The sequence below is a fragment of the Pseudomonas sp. VA159-2 genome (genome assembly GCF_024126635.1).
Classification (GTDB): Bacteria; Pseudomonadota; Gammaproteobacteria; order Pseudomonadales; family Pseudomonadaceae; genus Aquipseudomonas; species Aquipseudomonas muyukensis.
Window position 1 is genome coordinate 20,225 of record NZ_JAMYBV010000009.1, and the last position, 15,598, is coordinate 35,822.

Annotated in this window: 12 protein-coding genes; 1 reads left to right on the forward strand and 11 read right to left on the reverse strand. The window is 64.9% G+C overall.

The features are described 5' to 3' along the window. Positions 1 to 15 precede the first annotated feature (15 nt). Positions 16 to 1,233, reverse strand: coding sequence for a bifunctional glutamate N-acetyltransferase/amino-acid acetyltransferase ArgJ (gene argJ, locus NJG22_RS10865; protein ID WP_217853022.1), 1,218 nt, complete (start codon positions 1,231 to 1,233; stop codon positions 16 to 18). Between the two features lie 187 nt (positions 1,234 to 1,420). Further along, positions 1,421 to 4,156: a preprotein translocase subunit SecA gene (gene secA, locus NJG22_RS10870; RefSeq protein ID WP_253094484.1), complete on the reverse strand. Its 2,736-nt coding sequence runs from the start codon at positions 4,154 to 4,156 to the stop codon at positions 1,421 to 1,423. 315 nt (positions 4,157 to 4,471) lie between these two features. Between secA and NJG22_RS10875 the strand changes: the two genes are divergently transcribed. Next, positions 4,472 to 4,927 (forward strand): DciA family protein, encoded by a 456-nt coding sequence (locus NJG22_RS10875; RefSeq protein WP_217853018.1) that lies wholly within the window; start codon positions 4,472 to 4,474, stop codon positions 4,925 to 4,927. 210 nt (positions 4,928 to 5,137) lie between these two features. Here NJG22_RS10875 and lpxC read toward each other — a convergent pair whose 3' ends face one another. From lpxC to murD, 9 genes are all read right to left on the reverse strand, one after another. Further along, complete coding sequence (gene lpxC, locus NJG22_RS10880; RefSeq protein WP_217853016.1) at positions 5,138 to 6,049, reverse strand: UDP-3-O-acyl-N-acetylglucosamine deacetylase; 912 nt, start codon at positions 6,047 to 6,049, stop codon at positions 5,138 to 5,140. Between the two features lie 112 nt (positions 6,050 to 6,161). Continuing rightward, positions 6,162 to 7,358: a cell division protein FtsZ gene (gene ftsZ / locus NJG22_RS10885; protein WP_134691050.1), complete on the reverse strand. Its 1,197-nt coding sequence runs from the start codon at positions 7,356 to 7,358 to the stop codon at positions 6,162 to 6,164. A gap of 55 nt (positions 7,359 to 7,413) precedes the next feature. Next, positions 7,414 to 8,682 carry a cell division protein FtsA gene (gene ftsA, locus NJG22_RS10890; protein ID WP_134691051.1) on the reverse strand — a complete coding sequence of 423 codons (1,269 nt, stop codon included), beginning with the start codon at positions 8,680 to 8,682 and terminating at the stop codon, positions 7,414 to 7,416. A gap of 14 nt (positions 8,683 to 8,696) precedes the next feature. After that, positions 8,697 to 9,566, reverse strand: coding sequence for a cell division protein FtsQ/DivIB (locus tag NJG22_RS10895; RefSeq protein ID WP_253094487.1), 870 nt, complete (start codon positions 9,564 to 9,566; stop codon positions 8,697 to 8,699). A 6-nt stretch (positions 9,567 to 9,572) separates the two neighbouring features. After that, positions 9,573 to 10,529: a D-alanine--D-alanine ligase gene (locus NJG22_RS10900; RefSeq protein ID WP_253094492.1), complete on the reverse strand. Its 957-nt coding sequence runs from the start codon at positions 10,527 to 10,529 to the stop codon at positions 9,573 to 9,575. Continuing rightward, positions 10,526 to 11,974 carry a UDP-N-acetylmuramate--L-alanine ligase gene (gene murC / locus NJG22_RS10905; protein WP_134691057.1) on the reverse strand — a complete coding sequence of 483 codons (1,449 nt, stop codon included), beginning with the start codon at positions 11,972 to 11,974 and terminating at the stop codon, positions 10,526 to 10,528. The genes NJG22_RS10900 and murC overlap by 4 nt, the downstream gene beginning before the upstream one ends. Further along, positions 11,967 to 13,046 carry an undecaprenyldiphospho-muramoylpentapeptide beta-N-acetylglucosaminyltransferase gene (murG, locus tag NJG22_RS10910; protein WP_253094493.1) on the reverse strand — a complete coding sequence of 360 codons (1,080 nt, stop codon included), beginning with the start codon at positions 13,044 to 13,046 and terminating at the stop codon, positions 11,967 to 11,969. The genes murC and murG overlap by 8 nt, the downstream gene beginning before the upstream one ends. Beyond that, entirely contained in the window at positions 13,036 to 14,247 is a 1,212-nt protein-coding gene (gene ftsW, locus NJG22_RS10915; protein ID WP_177414214.1) for a putative lipid II flippase FtsW, read from the reverse strand. Before ftsW ends, murG begins: the two co-directional genes overlap by 11 nt. Further along, on the reverse strand, positions 14,247 to 15,593 hold the full coding sequence (gene murD, locus NJG22_RS10920) for a UDP-N-acetylmuramoyl-L-alanine--D-glutamate ligase (protein ID WP_253094495.1): 1,347 nt from the start codon (positions 15,591 to 15,593) through the stop codon (positions 14,247 to 14,249). Before murD ends, ftsW begins: the two co-directional genes overlap by 1 nt. Positions 15,594 to 15,598: the final 5 nt, after the last annotated feature.

Below are 15,598 nucleotides of genomic sequence, written 5' to 3' on the forward strand. Positions count from 1 at the left end.
TTGCCCCGCGATGAATCAGGTACGGTATTCGGCGTTGATCTTCACGTACTCGTGGGACAGATCGGTGGTCCAGATGGTTTCGCTGCACTGGCCACGACCCAGTTCGATACGGATGGTGATCTCCTCCTGGGCCATCACCTTCGAACCCTGCTCCTCGGTGTAGCTCGGGCTGCGTCCGCCCTTGCTGGCGATGCAGACGCTGTCCAGGTACACATCGATCAGGCTGACATCCAGCGCTGGCACGCCGGCACGGCCTACCGCGGCGAGGATACGCCCCCAGTTGGGATCGGAAGCGAACAGCGCGGTCTTGATCAGCGGCGAATGGGCGACGGCGTAGCCCACGTCCAGGCATTCCTGGTGGTTGCCACCGCCGTTGACCTGCACGGTGACGAACTTGGTGGCACCTTCGCCGTCGCGGACGATGGCCTGGGCCACCTCCATGCACACCTCGAATACGGCTTTCTTCAGGGCCTCGAACAGCTCGCCACGCGCTTCGGTCACCTCCGGCACGTCAGCCTTGCCGGTGGCGATCAGCATGCAGCAGTCGTTGGTCGAGGTGTCGCCGTCGATGGTGATGCGGTTGAACGACTTGTTGGCGCCGTCGAGCATCAGGTCTTTCAGCACCTGGGGCGCGACCTTGGCGTCGGTGGCGATGTAGCCGAGCATGGTGGCCATGTTCGGGCGGATCATCCCCGCGCCCTTGCTGATACCGGTGACGGTGATGGTCTTGCCGTCGAACTGGAACTGGCGGCTGGCGCCCTTGGGCAAGGTGTCGGTGGTCATGATGCCGGTGGCGGCTTCGGCCCAGTTGTGCTCGGACAGGTTGTCCAGGGCAGCCTGCAGCGCGCCTTCGATCTTCTCGACCGGCAGCGGCTCGCCGATCACGCCGGTGGAAAACGGCAGCACCGACTCAGCCGCTACCCCAGCCAGCTCGGCCAGCTTGGCACAGGTGCGCTCGGCGGCGGCCAGGCCCGGGGCGCCGGTGCCGGCGTTGGCATTGCCGGTGTTGGTCAGCAGGTAGCGCACGGTGCCCTGCACGCGTTGCTTGGAGAGGATCACCGGGGCTGCGCAGAAGGCGTTGAGGGTGAACACGCCAGCCACGCTGGAGCCTTCGGCGCAACGCATCACCACCACATCCTTGCGCCCAGGGCGCTTGATGCCCGCCGAGGCGATACCGAGTTCGAAACCGGGAACCGGGTGCAGGGTGGGCAGGGGACCAAGACCAACAGCCATTAGAGCGCTCCTAGATAAATCGGTTGATAGCAAAAAGCGGGGCCGCTTCGCGCCCCATCGCGACACAAGGCCGCTCCTACAGGCTTACTGCGATACCTGTAGGAGCGGCCTTGCCGAGGCGTCGGACCGGTCGGAAAGGGCCGCAAAGCGGCCCCCGGATATGTCACGTTACTGCAGGTGGTTCAGATCATTCAATCTGCCCATGGCAATGCTTGAACTTCTTGCCCGAACCACACCAGCACGGCTCGTTGCGGCCCAGCTTCATGTCGTTGCGTACAGGAGCCGAGGCAACGGCGACTTCGGCGCCCTCTTCAGCCGACTGCTCGCCTTCCAGGCCAGGCGCGGCGGCGTGCTGGAACTGCATGCGGCTGGCCAGCTCCTCGGCCTCGCGGCGCAGACGGGCTTCTTCCTCGGCCGGATCTTCGCGGCGTACCTGCACGTGCGACAGCACACGGATGGTATCGCGCTTGATCGACTCCAGCAGTTCCTGGAACAGGGTGAACGACTCGCGCTTGTACTCCTGCTTCGGGTTCTTCTGCGCATAGCCGCGCAGGTGAATACCATGGCGCAGGTGATCCATGGTCGACAGGTGGTCTTTCCACAGGTCGTCCAGCACCCGCAGCAGGATCTGCTTCTCGAAGGTGCGCAGGGCGTCGAGGCCGGCCTGGTCTTCCTTCTCGTGGTAGGCGTCGGTGATTTCCTTGAGCAGCTTCTCGCGCAGGGTCTCCTCGTAGAGGTGATCGTCCTCGTCGAGCCACTGCTGGATCGGCAGCTTGATGGCGAAGTCGCTGGACAGCGAGGCTTCCAGGCCCGCCACGTCCCACTGCTCGGGCAGCGACTGCGGTGGGATGTGCTGGCTGATGGTGGCGTCGAGCACTTCCTGGCGGAACTCGGCGATGGTGTCGCCAATGTTCTCGGCGGCCAGCAGGCTGTTGCGCATGTGGTAGATCACCTTGCGCTGTTCGTTGGCCACGTCGTCGTATTCGAGCAGCTGCTTGCGGATGTCGAAGTTGCGGCCTTCGACCTTGCGCTGGGCCTTCTCGATGGCGTTGGTGACCATGCGATGCTCGATGGCCTCGCCGGATTGCATGCCCAGGGCCTTCATGAAGTTCTTCACCCGGTCGGAGGCGAAGATACGCATCAGGCTGTCTTCCAGCGACAGGTAGAAGCGGCTGGAGCCGGCGTCGCCCTGACGGCCGGCACGGCCACGCAGCTGGTTGTCGATACGGCGCGACTCGTGGCGCTCGGAGGCGATCACGTGCAGGCCGCCGGCCTCCAGCACCTGCTGGTGACGCTTCTGCCAGTCGGCCTTGATCTGGGCGATCTGTTCGGCGCTGGGGTTGTCCAGGGCGGCGACTTCGGCCTCCCAGTTACCGCCCAGCAGGATGTCGGTACCGCGACCGGCCATGTTGGTGGCGATGGTCAGGGCGCCCGGCGCACCGGCTTGCGCGATGATCTCGGCTTCTTTCTCGTGGTACTTGGCGTTGAGGACCTTGTGGTCGATACCTTCCTTCTTGAGCAGGTTGGACATGTGCTCGGAGGTTTCGATGGTCGCGGTACCGACCAGGACCGGACGGCCCTGAGCCATGCTTTGCTTGATGTCGGCGATGATCGCGGCGTATTTCTCGTCGGCGGTCAGGTACACCAGGTCGTTGAAGTCCTTGCGCGCCAGCGGCTTGTTCGGCGGGATCACCATCACGTTGAGGGCGTAGATCGACTGGAACTCGAACGCCTCGGTGTCGGCGGTACCGGTCATGCCGGACAGCTTGGTGTACAGGCGGAAGTAGTTCTGGAAGGTGGTCGAGGCCAGGGTCTGGCTCTCGGCCTGGATGTTCAGGTTTTCCTTGGCCTCGATGGCCTGGTGCAGGCCTTCGGACAGGCGGCGGCCCGGCATGGTGCGGCCGGTGTGCTCGTCGATCAGGAGGATCTGGCCTTCCTGGACGATGTACTCGATGTTGCGGTGGAACAGCTTGTGCGCGCGCAGGCCGGCGTAGACGTGGGTTAGCAGGCCCAGGTTGTGCGCCGAGTACAGGCTCTCGCCCTCGGCCAGCAGGCCGGACTGGGTGAGCATGTCCTCGATGAACTGGTGTCCGGCTTCGTTGAGCTCGACCTGGCGGCTCTTCTCGTCGATGGTGTAGTGGCCCTCTTGGGTCACCTGGCCTTCGACTTCCTCGATGTGCTGGGTCAGGCGCGGGATCAGGCGGTTGATCTCGATGTACAGCTTGGAGCTGTCCTCGGCCTGGCCGGAAATGATCAGCGGGGTACGCGCCTCGTCGATGAGGATCGAGTCGACTTCGTCGATCACCGCGAAGTTCAGCTCACGCTGGAACTTCTCGTCCTGGCTGAAGGCCATGTTGTCGCGCAGGTAGTCGAAACCGAATTCGTTGTTGGTGCCGTAGGTGATGTCGGCGGCGTAGGCAGCGCGCTTTTCTTCAGGCGGCTGGAAGGCCGAGACGATACCCACGGTGAGGCCGAGGAACTCGTACAGCGGGCGCATCCAGTTGGCGTCGCGGCGGGCCAGGTAGTCGTTGACCGTGACCACGTGCACGCCTTTGCCGGACAGCGCGTTGAGGTAGACGGCCAGGGTACCGACCAAGGTCTTGCCTTCACCGGTGCGCATTTCTGCGATCATGCCTTCGTGCAAGGTCATGCCGCCGATCAGCTGGACATCGAAGTGACGCATGCCCATCACGCGCTTGCCGGCCTCACGGGCCACGGCGAAGGCTTCAGGCAGCAGCTGGTCGAGGGTCTCGCCTTTGGCCAGGCGCTCTTTGAACTCTGCGGTCTTGCCCCGCAGTTGCTCGTCAGAGAGGGCCACCATTTTCTCTTCGAAGGCGTTGACGGCGCTCACCGTCTTGAGCATGCGCTTGATTTCACGCTCGTTCTTGCTTCCAAAAAGTTTCTTTAACAAAGGCGCAAACATATCGGCAGGATCTTCCACACGTAGGGATGGAGGGCGGCCCCGTGAAGTCGCCCGTGCAGCCCATAGGCCGCATGCGAACGAGCATTCTACCCGGAAACGATGGTGAGGAAAGTGGTGGATTTCCACGATGCTGGCACAGCGCTTTTTGGGGGCCTGTCTAACATAGGGGCTTTTTTCACAAGTTCAAGGTACGCCGACATGAAACGTATCGCGAATGACTTGCATCAAGATCCCCCTCGTCGACCGACCTGGGCCCAGCGCACGATCAATGCCCAACTGTTAAACTGTCGAACTAGCAACCTGCCGCGTGCCCCCATGGCCTACAAACCCACCCCCGCCCGCCCCCCCGCCGCCTTGCTGCGCCAGGCCCGTCCACTGCGCCTGCTGCTGAACCAGGCCGAGCGCCTGGAGCATTTGCAGCGCCTGCTGGAAAGCCAGCTGCAACCGGCGGCGCGCGAGCACTGCCATGTGGCCTCGTGGAAAGAAGGCACCTTGTTGCTGGTGGTGACCGATGGCCACTGGGCCACGCGCCTGCGTTACCAGCAGAAACGCCTGCAGCGCCAGCTGCTGGCACTGGAAGCCTTCGCCAACCTGACGCGTATCCTGTTCAAGGTGCAGCCGCCGCTGGTGCCGGCCAAGCGCGAGGGCCAAGGGCCGGAATTGTCGGAAAACGCCGCCCAGAGCATTCGCGGCTCGGCCGAGGGCATCAGCGACCCGAAGCTGCGCGCAGCCCTGGAACGCCTGGCTGCGCATGCGCAGGGCAAGAACTGAAGGCCCGGAACAGCATTCTGTAGGAGCGGCCTTGTGTCGCGAACGGGCCGCAAGGCGGCCCCGGCGATTTCTGGAAAAACACTGGAATCCTGGTGCCGCTTTGCGGCCCTTTCGCGACACAAGGCCGCTCCTACAGGGATCGCGCAAAGCTAAAGAGTTATAAAAAAGGCCACCCGAAGGTGGCCTCAATGAACTAGAGAGTGTTCGAACTTACACGGCCGCGACAGGGCGCATGTACGAGATCGGTGCCGTGCTGGCATCTTCGAAAGTCACCACTTCCCAGGCATCGGTTTCGGCGATCAGCTTGCGCAGCAGCTGGTTGTTCAGCGCGTGGCCGGACTTGTAGCCCTTGAACTCGCCGATCAGGCTGTTGCCCAGCAGGTAGAGGTCGCCGATGGCATCGAGGATCTTGTGCTTGACGAATTCGTCTTCGGAGCGAAGGCCGTCTTCGTTGAGCACGCCGGTCTCGTCGACCACGATGGCGTTCTCGACACTGCCGCCAAGCGCAAGGTTGTGCTTGCGCAGGTACTCGATGTCACGCATGAACCCGAAGGTCCGGGCGCGGCTGACTTCCTTCACGAACGAAGTGCTCGAGAAGTCGACCGAGGCGCTCTGGGTCTGGCCCTTGAGAACCGGGTGATCGAAGTCGATCTCGAAGCTCACCTTGAACCCGTCGAACGGCAGGAAGGTAGCGCGCTTGTCGCCCTCCTCCACTGTCACTTCGCGCAAGATGCGGATGAACTTCTTCGGTGCGTCCTGCTCTTCCAGGCCGGCCGATTGAATCAGGAATACGAAGGGTCCGGCGCTGCCATCCATGATCGGCACTTCCGAGGCGGAGAGCTCGACGTAGGCGTTATCGATGCCCAGGCCCGCCATGGCGGAGAGCAGGTGCTCGACCGTATCGACTTTGACGTCACCGTTGACCAATGTCGTGGACATGGTGGTCTCACCGACGTTGGCCGCGCGCGCCGGGATTTCGACCACAGGGTCGAGGTCGGCGCGACGGAAGACGATGCCGGTGTCGACAGGCGCAGGCTTGAGGGTCAGGTAGACCTTCTCCCCGGAGTGCAGGCCGACACCTGTGGCACGGATGGTATTCTTCAGGGTGCGTTGTCTAATCATGGCATTGGCCGCTTCAGCGCAAATTGCGAACAGGTATCAACAAAGGCTGGGGATGATAACAGACCCGGCCTTTGCTGAACACCAATCACCCTTATACCCCTGATAAATTCCATTAATCGGCCTGGCGACGCAGGAAGGCCGGGATATCCAGGTAGTCCAAGTCATCCTGAGGGTTGAGTTTAGCGGCTGCCGCGGCACCTGCGTGGGCCTGGTTGCGCATCACGGTCGGACGCTCCAGGTCACGGTAGTTGACGGCTGGCTGCTCCTGGCGAACCGGCGCCGGGTTGGACGACTCGTACACCTGCTGGGCGGTCTGCAAGGTGTTGTCGACGACCTTGACCGGCTTCTCGATGCGCGCGCCCAGGCCAGTGGCCACCACGGTCACGTGCAGTTCGTCGCGCATGTCCGGGTCGATCACGGTGCCGACCTTGACCATCGCGTGGTCGGAGGCGAAGGCCTCGATGATGCTACCCACGTCGGAGTACTCACCCAGCGACAGGTCGGGACCTGCGGTGATGTTCACCAGGATGCCGCGGGCGCCCTGCAGGTTGACGTCTTCGAGCAGGGGGTTGCGGATCGCCGCCTCGGTGGCTTCGCGCGCACGGTTCGGGCCGCTGGCGCAGCCAGTACCCATCATCGCCATGCCCATCTCGCCCATCACGGTGCGCACGTCGGCGAAGTCGACGTTGATCATGCCCGGACGCTTGATGATGTCGGAGATACCGCGCACGGCACCGGCCAGCACGTCGTCGGCCTTGGCGAAGGCGGACAGCAGGCTGGCATCCTTGCCCAGGATGGTCAGCAGCTTCTCGTTGGGGATGGTGATCAACGAGTCGACGCTCTCGGCCAACATGCGGATGCCTTCATCGGCGATCTGCATGCGCTTGCGGCCTTCGAACGGGAACGGACGGGTCACCACCGCAACGGTGAGGATGCCCATTTCCTTGGCCACTTCGGCGATGATCGGCGCAGCACCGGTGCCGGTACCGCCGCCCATGCCGGTGGTGATGAACACCATGTTGGTGCCCTGCAGCACCTCGGCGATGCGCTCACGGTCTTCCAGCGCGGCCTGGCGGCCGACTTCCGGATTGGCACCGGCACCCAGGCCCTTGGTCACGCCAGTGCCCAATTGCAGGATGGTGCGCGCGCCGATGTTCTTCAGCGCCTGGGCATCGGTGTTGGCGCAGATGAACTCGACGCCTTCGATGTTGCTTTTGACCATGTGGTTGACGGCGTTGCCGCCACCACCGCCGACGCCGATCACCTTGATGACCGGACTTTGCGGGACGTTGTCTACGAGCTCGAACATTTTCCCTCTCCTTACAGTTCTCTAGTTGTCGCGCCTACCACTACTGCTTTGAAACTCAGAAGTTGCTCTGGACCCAACGCTTGAGTCGCTCAAGCACTGGCCCCTTGGGTTCATCGCCATAGCTGTTGTTGCTGTTGCTGCTGTTGCTGATACCGGTCAGGGACGGGTCCTCGGACTGCTTCTGCAGGCCGTAGGTGAGCAAGCCCACGCCGGTGGAATAGATCGGGTTGCGCACCACGTCGCTCAAGCCCCGAACGCTGTGCGGCACGCCCAGGCGTACCGGCATGTGGAAGATTTCCTCGGCCAGTTCCACGGCGCCTTCCATCTTCGCGGTACCGCCGGTGAGGACGATGCCGGCCGGCACCAGGTCCTCGAAGCCGCTGCGACGCAGCTCGGCCTGGATCAGGGTGAACAGTTCGTCGTAACGCGGCTCGACCACCTCGGCCAGGGCCTGGCGCGACAGTTCGCGCGGTGGGCGGTCGCCGACGCTCGGCACCTTGATGGTCTCGCCGGCACCGGCCAGCTTGGCCAGGGCGCAGGCGTAGCGGATCTTGATCTCCTCGGCATACTGCGTCGGGGTGCGCAGGGCCATGGCGATGTCGTTGGTGACCTGGTCGCCGGCGATCGGGATCACCGCGGTGTGGCGGATCGCGCCTTCGGTGAAGATGGCGATGTCGGTGGTGCCACCACCGATGTCCACCAGGCACACGCCCAGCTCTTTCTCGTCGTCGGTCAGCACCGAGTAGGCCGAGGCCAGTTGCTCGAGGATGATGTCGTCGATTTCCAGGCCGCAGCGACGCACGCACTTCTCGATGTTCTGCGCCGCGTTGACCGCGCAGGTGACCACGTGGACCTTGGCCTCCAGGCGCACGCCCGACATGCCCAGCGGCTCGCGCACGCCTTCCTGGTTGTCGATCACGTAGTCCTGCGGCAGGGTGTGCAGCACCCGCTGGTCGGCCGGGATGGCCACGGCCTGGGCGGCGTCGAGCACGCGCTCGAGGTCGGCGGTGCTGACTTCGCGATCACGGATGGCGACGATGCCGTGGGAGTTCAGGCTGCGGATGTGGTTGCCGGCCACGCCGACGAACGCCGAGTGGATGCGGCAGCCCGCCATCAGCTGGGCCTCTTCGACGGCGCGCTGGATCGACTGCACGGTCGACTCGATGTTCACCACCACGCCCTTCTTCAGGCCGCGCGAAGGGTGGGTGCCGATGCCCACGATCTCCAGGGTACCGTCCTCGCCGACTTCACCCACCAGCGCCACCACCTTGGAGGTGCCGATGTCCAGCCCGACAATCATTTTGCCGCTATGCGCGTTTGCCATGGTCCTGCCTCTCTCTAATTCTTCGCAACGGCGGGTTGGGCCGTCGTCGGTGCATTCGGTTCCCGCCAACCAACGGCAAGTCCGTTGGAATAACGCAGATCGATGCGGGCGATATTGGTGATCTGGTCTTTAAGCGTCTTGTCGTAAATGGCAATGAAACGGCGCATCTTCTCCACCAGGTGGTCGCGCCCCAGCAGCAACTCGATGCCTGGGCCGGCGCTACCCGCGCCAGTGGTCAGGAACCAGCTGCCTCGCTCGCGCAGCTCCAGGCGAGCGATGGAAAAGCCCATGGGGCGCAGCATCTGGCTCAATACCTGATACTGCTGCATGACTTGTTGCTGAGCGCGCTGTGGCCCGAACAGCTGCGGCAGGTGCTCATAGTTGGCCAGCTCGCGCGGGGTAAAGGCCTGGCCCTGGTTGTTGAGCAAGGCCTCGTCGCCCCAGCGCGCCACCGGCAACTGTTCTTCCAGGCGGATCACCACTTCGTCCGGCCACACCCGGCGCACTTCGGCGTGGGCGATCCAGGGCATCTGCTCGAGCTCGACACGCATGGCCGCAAGGTCCACGGTGAAGAAGCTCGCCGCCACGTAGGGCGCAATGCGCTGTTGCACCGACTGCTGGCTGATGTAGCTGAGGTCGCCCTGCACGTCGATCTTGGTGATCGGCCGGTCGGCATAGGGCATCAGGCGGATGGCGCCTTCATAGGCGCCAAAGCCTGCGGCCACCAGCAGCACCGGCCACAGCAGGCGCTTGAGGCCGCCGAAGTTCGGCCGCGGCAGGCGCGCCGATACGGGCTCGTCGGCCACCAGTCGGCTGGCACCGCGCGGCACCGGCTTGCTACGGCCGGTGACGGGTTGCTGCTGACGTATCATCGCGCCTTGCATGATTGCTTAACCTCGCGTCGCTACGCTGTCGGCCAGGATCGCCAGCACCAGTTGCTGGAAGTCCAGGCCGGCCGCGCGGGCCGCCATGGGCACCAGGCTATGGTCGGTCATGCCCGGTGCGGTGTTGACTTCGAGCAGCCAGAAGCGGCCCTGCTCGTCCTGCATCACGTCCAGCCGGCCCCAGCCTTCGATGCCGATGGCATCGCAGGCGCGCGCGGTCAGGTCGATCAGTTCCTGTTCCTTGGCACTGTCCAGGCCGCACGGGATGCGGTACTGGGTGTCATTGGCGATGTACTTGGCGTCGTAGTCGTAGAATACGTGCGGGGTGCCCAGCGCGATCGGCGGCAACACCTGGCCACGCAGCACGGCGATGGTGAATTCCGGGCCGTGGATCCATTGCTCGACCAGCACTTGCGAATCGTAGTTGGCGGCGTCTTTCCAGGCGGCGACCAGCTCTTGCTCGCTGTTCACCTTGGCCATGCCGATGCTTGAACCTTCATGGGCTGGTTTGACGATCAACGGGAAGCCCAGTTCCGCACTGGCGGCCACGCAATCCTGCTCGCTGGCCAGCACGGCGTGACGCGGCGTGGGGATACCCAGGCTCTGCCACACCTGCTTGGTGCGCAGCTTGTCCATGGCCAGCGCCGAGGCGAGGATGCCACTGCCGGTATAGGGAATCCCCAGGCACTCGAGCAGGCCCTGCATGCTGCCGTCTTCGCCGCCACGACCGTGGAGGATGATGAAGGCGCGGTCGATCTTCTCGCTCTGCAGACGGGTCAGCAGGTCGTCGCCGACGTCGATGGCGACTACGTCGACACCAGCGTTGGTCAGCGCCTCGATCACTGCCTTGCCCGACTTCAGGGAAACCTCACGCTCGGCACTCTTGCCACCGTACAGCACGGCGACGCGGCCAAAGGCCTTGACGTCGAGGGTGGAGTGCAACTTGTCGTAGGCGCTGGTCATTTCGACTTCTCCTGCTTGGCGCCTGCGAACAGCGGGCTTTTCATCAATTGCGGGGCCAGGCCGCCGACATCGCCGGCACCCTGGCAGATCAGGATGTCGCCGGCGCGCAGCAGCGGCTTGACCAGCGGCGCGAGCTCGGCACCGCGTTCGATGTAGATCGGGTCGAGCTTGCCGCGCTGGCGGATGCTGTGGCACAGCTGGCGGCTGTCGGCGCCGGGGATCGGCTCTTCGCCGGCCGGGTAGACCTCCATCAGCAACAGCACGTTGGCATCGCCCAGCACCTGCACGAAGTCGTCGTACAGATCGCGCGTGCGGCTATAGCGGTGCGGCTGGTAGACGATCACCAGGCGCCGGCTCGGCCAGCCGCCACGCACCGCCTTGATCACCGCGGCGACCTCGGTCGGGTGGTGGCCGTAGTCGTCGACCAGCATCACGCTGCCGCCGTCGACCGGCAGTTCGCCGTACACCTGGAAGCGTCGACCGACGCCCTGGAAGCCCGACAGGCCCTGGACGATGGCCTCGTCGCTGATGCCTTCGTCGGTGGCGATGGCGATGGTCGCCAAGGCATTGAGCACGTTGTGGTTGCCGGGCATGTTCACCGACACCTCCAGCGGCTCGCAGTCACGGCGCAGCACGGTGAAGTGGGTCTGCATGCCCTGCTGGCGCACGTTGATGGCGCGGATGTCGGCCTCTTCGCTGAAGCCATAGGTCACGGTCGGACGCTTGACCTGCGGCAGGATCTCGCGCACCACCGGGTCGTCCAGGCACATCACCGCCAGCCCGTAGAACGGCAGGTTGTGCAGGAACTCGACGAAGGTCTTCTTCAGCTTGTTGAAGTCGCCTTCGTAGGTCGCCATGTGGTCGGCGTCGATGTTGGTGACCACGGCCACCATCGGCTGCAGGTGCAGGAAGCTGGCGTCGCTTTCATCGGCTTCGGCGATCAGGTAGCGGCTGGTGCCCAGCTGGGCATTGGTGCCGGCCGCGGTCAGGCGCCCGCCGATGACGAAGGTCGGGTCCAGGCCGCCGGCGGCGAACACCGAGGCCAGCAGGCTGGTGGTGGTGGTCTTGCCGTGGGTGCCGGCCACCGCCACGCCGTGGCGATAGCGCATCAGTTCGGCGAGCATCTCGGCACGCGGCACCACGGGGATGCGCCGCTCCAGGGCGGTGGCGACTTCCGGGTTGGCCGGATTGATCGCGCTGGACACCACCAGCACATCGGCGGTGGCGGCGTTCTCGGCACGGTGGCCGACGAAGATCTGCGCGCCGAACGACTGCAGGCGCTCGGTGACCGGCGACTCCTTGAGGTCGGAGCCGGACACTTCATAGCCCAGGTTCAGCAGCACTTCGGCGATGCCGCACATGCCCACGCCGCCGATACCGACGAAGTGGATGCGACGGATGCGGCCCATCTTCGGTTGCGGCATGGCTTTCTGGCTTTCAACCATGGGCCACCTCCAGGCAGATATCGACCACGGTGCTGGTTGCATCAGGCTTGGCCAGGCGTCGTGCGGTGCCAGCCATGGTGTTGAGTTTCTCGGGTTGCATCAGCACCTCGTTCAGGCGTTCAGCGAGCTGCGCTGCGCCAGTTGTCGCTTGTGGCATCAGGAAGGCGGCGCCTTCACGAGCCAGGTATTGGGCGTTGTGGGTCTGGTGGTCGTCGATCGCGTGGGGCAAGGGCACCAGCATCGAGGGCAGCCCCGCCGCCGCGAGTTCGCTGACGGTCAGGGCACCGGCCCGGCACACCACCATATCGGCCCAGCCATAGGCGTGGGCCATGTCCTTGATGAACGGTTCGACCTGGGCCTCGACGCCTGCCTCGCGATAACGCTCGGCGGTGATCGGCGCGTGGTTTTTCCCGGCCTGGTGGAATACCTCCGGGCGCAGGTTCGCCGCCACTTCGGACAGGGCCTTAGGCAACAATTTGTTCAATGGTTCCGCCCCCAGGCTGCCACCCATCACCAGCAGGCGCGCGCGGCGCTCGGCCAGGGGCGCGCGGGCCGCGTCCATGAACAGCTCGGGGCGCACCGGATTGCCGGTGGTGCGCAGCTTTTCGCTGGCGGCGAAGGTGTCGGGGAAGGCCTGGCAGACCCGCGCCGCCATCGGCAGCAGCAGGCGGTTGCTGGTCCCCGCGCGGGCGTTCTGCTCGTGGATCACCAGCGGCACGCCGCACAGCCGCGCGGCCAGGCCGCCGGGGCCGGTCACGTAGCCACCGAAGCCGACCACGCACACTGGCTTGAGCTCACGCACGATGCGCCGCGCCTGGAGCACCGCCTTGACCAGGGTGAACGGCGCCTTGAGCAAGGACAGCTTGCCCTTGCCACGCAGGCCCGTCACCTGGATCAGGTGCAGCGGCAACCCGGCCTGGGGCACCAGTTCGTTCTCGATGCCGCGCGGGGTACCCAGCCAGTGCACGCGGTAGCCACGTGCCTGGAACTCGCGGGCGCAGGCCAGGGCCGGGAACACGTGGCCACCGGTACCGCCGGCCATGATCAGGACATTTTTGCCATCAGCGGCCATGGCTGGTCTCCTCGGCAAAATCGCTCTCGTTGAATTCGTGCTCTTCGCTGCCCAGGTGCGTGCGGCTCTCCCACTCGATCCGCAGCAACAGCCCCACGCAGGCGCAGCAGATCACCAGCGAGCTGCCGCCATAGCTGAGGAACGGCAGGGTCAGGCCCTTGGTCGGCAGCAGGCCGACGTTCACCCCGATGTTGATCAGGAACTGGCCGATCCACAGGAACGACAGGCCGAACGCCATGTAGGCGGCGAAGAACTGCTTGGCCTTCTCGGCCCACAGGCCGATGTACAGCGCGCGCACGGTGATGAACACGAACAGCGCGATGGTCAGCAGCGAGCCGATCACCCCCAGCTCTTCGGCCAGTACCGAGAACACGAAGTCGGTGTGCGCCTCGGGCAGGTAGAACTGCTTCTGCACGCTGTTGCCCAGGCCCACGCCCAGCCACTCGCCGCGACCGAAGGCGATCAGCGCCTGGGTCAACTGGTAGCCTGAGCCGAACTGGTCGGACCAGGGGTCGGTGAAGGTGATCAGGCGTGCCATCCGGTACGGCTGGGCCTGCACCAGCACCACCACCGATATCACCGCCAGCACCACCATCAGCGAGAAGCGGAACAAGCCCACCCCACCGAGGAACAGCATGGCCGCCGCGGCGCCCATCATCACCACCGTGGCGCCGAAGTCCGGCTCCATCAGCAGCAGCCCGGCCATCGGCAACAGCACGATGAACGGCTTGAAGAAGCCCATCCAGCTCTCGCGCACCTCGGTCTGCCGGCGCACCAGGTAGCCGGCGAGGTAGATCACCACGAAGACCTTGGCGATCTCCGAAGGCTGGACGTTGAAGAAACTGAAGCCGATCCAGCGCATCGAGCCGTTCACTTCGCGGCCGATGCCGGGCACCAGCACCATCACCAGCAGGCCGAAGGCGCCGATCAGCATCATGAAGCCCATGCGTTGCCAGGTGGCGATCGGCACCAGGATGGTCAGCACCCCGGCGCCAAGGCCCAGGGCGACGTACACCAGGTGGCGGAACATGTGGTACAGCGGGTTGCCCGACTGCACCGCGGCCACTTCCGAGGAGGCCGAGGTGATCATCACCAGGCCCAGGCCCAGCAGCGCCAGGCAACCGGCCAGTAGCGGGAAGTCGAGGTCGATGCCACGGCCGCTGATCAGCGGCGACGGGTACGGCTTGAGGATGCCGAAGATCATGCCAGCGCCTCCGCCGCCTGGGCGAACAGGCGCCCGCGTTGTTCGAAGTTCTTGAACATGTCGAGGCTGGCGCAGGCCGGCGACAGCAGCACCGCGTCCCCCGGCTGGGCCAGTTCGGCGCAGCGCTGCACGGCTTCCTCCAGGCTCTGCACGCGCACCAGCGGCACGGCATCCTTGAGCGTTTCGGCCAGGCGCTCGGCATCACGGCCCAGCAGCACCACAGCGCGGCAATGCTGCGCCACCGGTGCGCGCAGGGCGGCAAAGTCGGCACCCTTGCCGTCGCCGCCGGCAATCAGCAGCAACTGGCCGTCGATATCGGCGCCCAGGCCTTCGATGGCAGCCAGGGCAGCGCCGACGTTGGTGGCCTTGGAATCGTCGTACCAGTTCACCCCGTTGCGCTCACGGACCCACTGGCAGCGGTGCGCCAGGCCCTTGAACTCACGCAAGGCCTCGAGCATCGGCGCGAACGGCAATCCGGCGGCATGGCCAAGGGCCAGGGCGGCCAAGGCGTTGCTCTGGTTATGGGCGCCACGAATCTTCAGCTCACGCACGGGCATGAGGGTCTGGAATTCGAATGCCAGGTGTTTCTCACCATCGACTTCGCGCAGGCCAAAAGCCTTGAAATCCGGGGCATTGAGGCCAAAGGTCCAGCACGGCCGACCTTCGACCGGCAGCGGCCGGCTGAGGGCGTCCTGGCGGTTCACCACCACCTGGCGCGCCCCGCGGAAGATCCGGTGCTTGGCCAGGTGATAGGCCGGCAGGCCGCTGTAGCGGTCCATGTGGTCTTCGCTGACGTTGAGCACGGTGGCCACTTCGGCATTGAGCTGGTCGGTGGTCTCCAGCTGGAAACTCGACAGCTCCAGCACATAGAGCGCGACGCTGTCGTCGAGCAGGTCCAGTGCCGGGGTGCCGAGGTTGCCGCCCACTGCCACACGCTTGCCTGCCTTGGCGGCCATCTCGCCGACCAGGGTGGTCACGGTGCTCTTGGCGTTGGAACCACTGATCGCCACGATCGGCGCCTTGGCATGACGGGCGAACAGCTCGATATCGCCAGACAGCTTCACGCCGCGCGCGGCGGCCTGCTGCAGGGCCGGTGTGGCCAGGGCCAGGCCGGGGCTCACGTACAGCTCGTTGGCGCGGCAGAGGAACTCGACGTCCAGCTCGCCACAGCGCACTTCCACCTGCGGGTATTCACGGCGCAGGGTGTCCAGTTCCGGCGGTTGCTCGCGGGTGTCGGCGACCGCAAAGGCAATGCCCCGGTTCGCCAGGAAGCGAACCAGGGACATGCCGCTCTTGCCGAGGCCGACAACGATGCGGAATTGGTCGGAAGCGATCAGTGACACGCTCG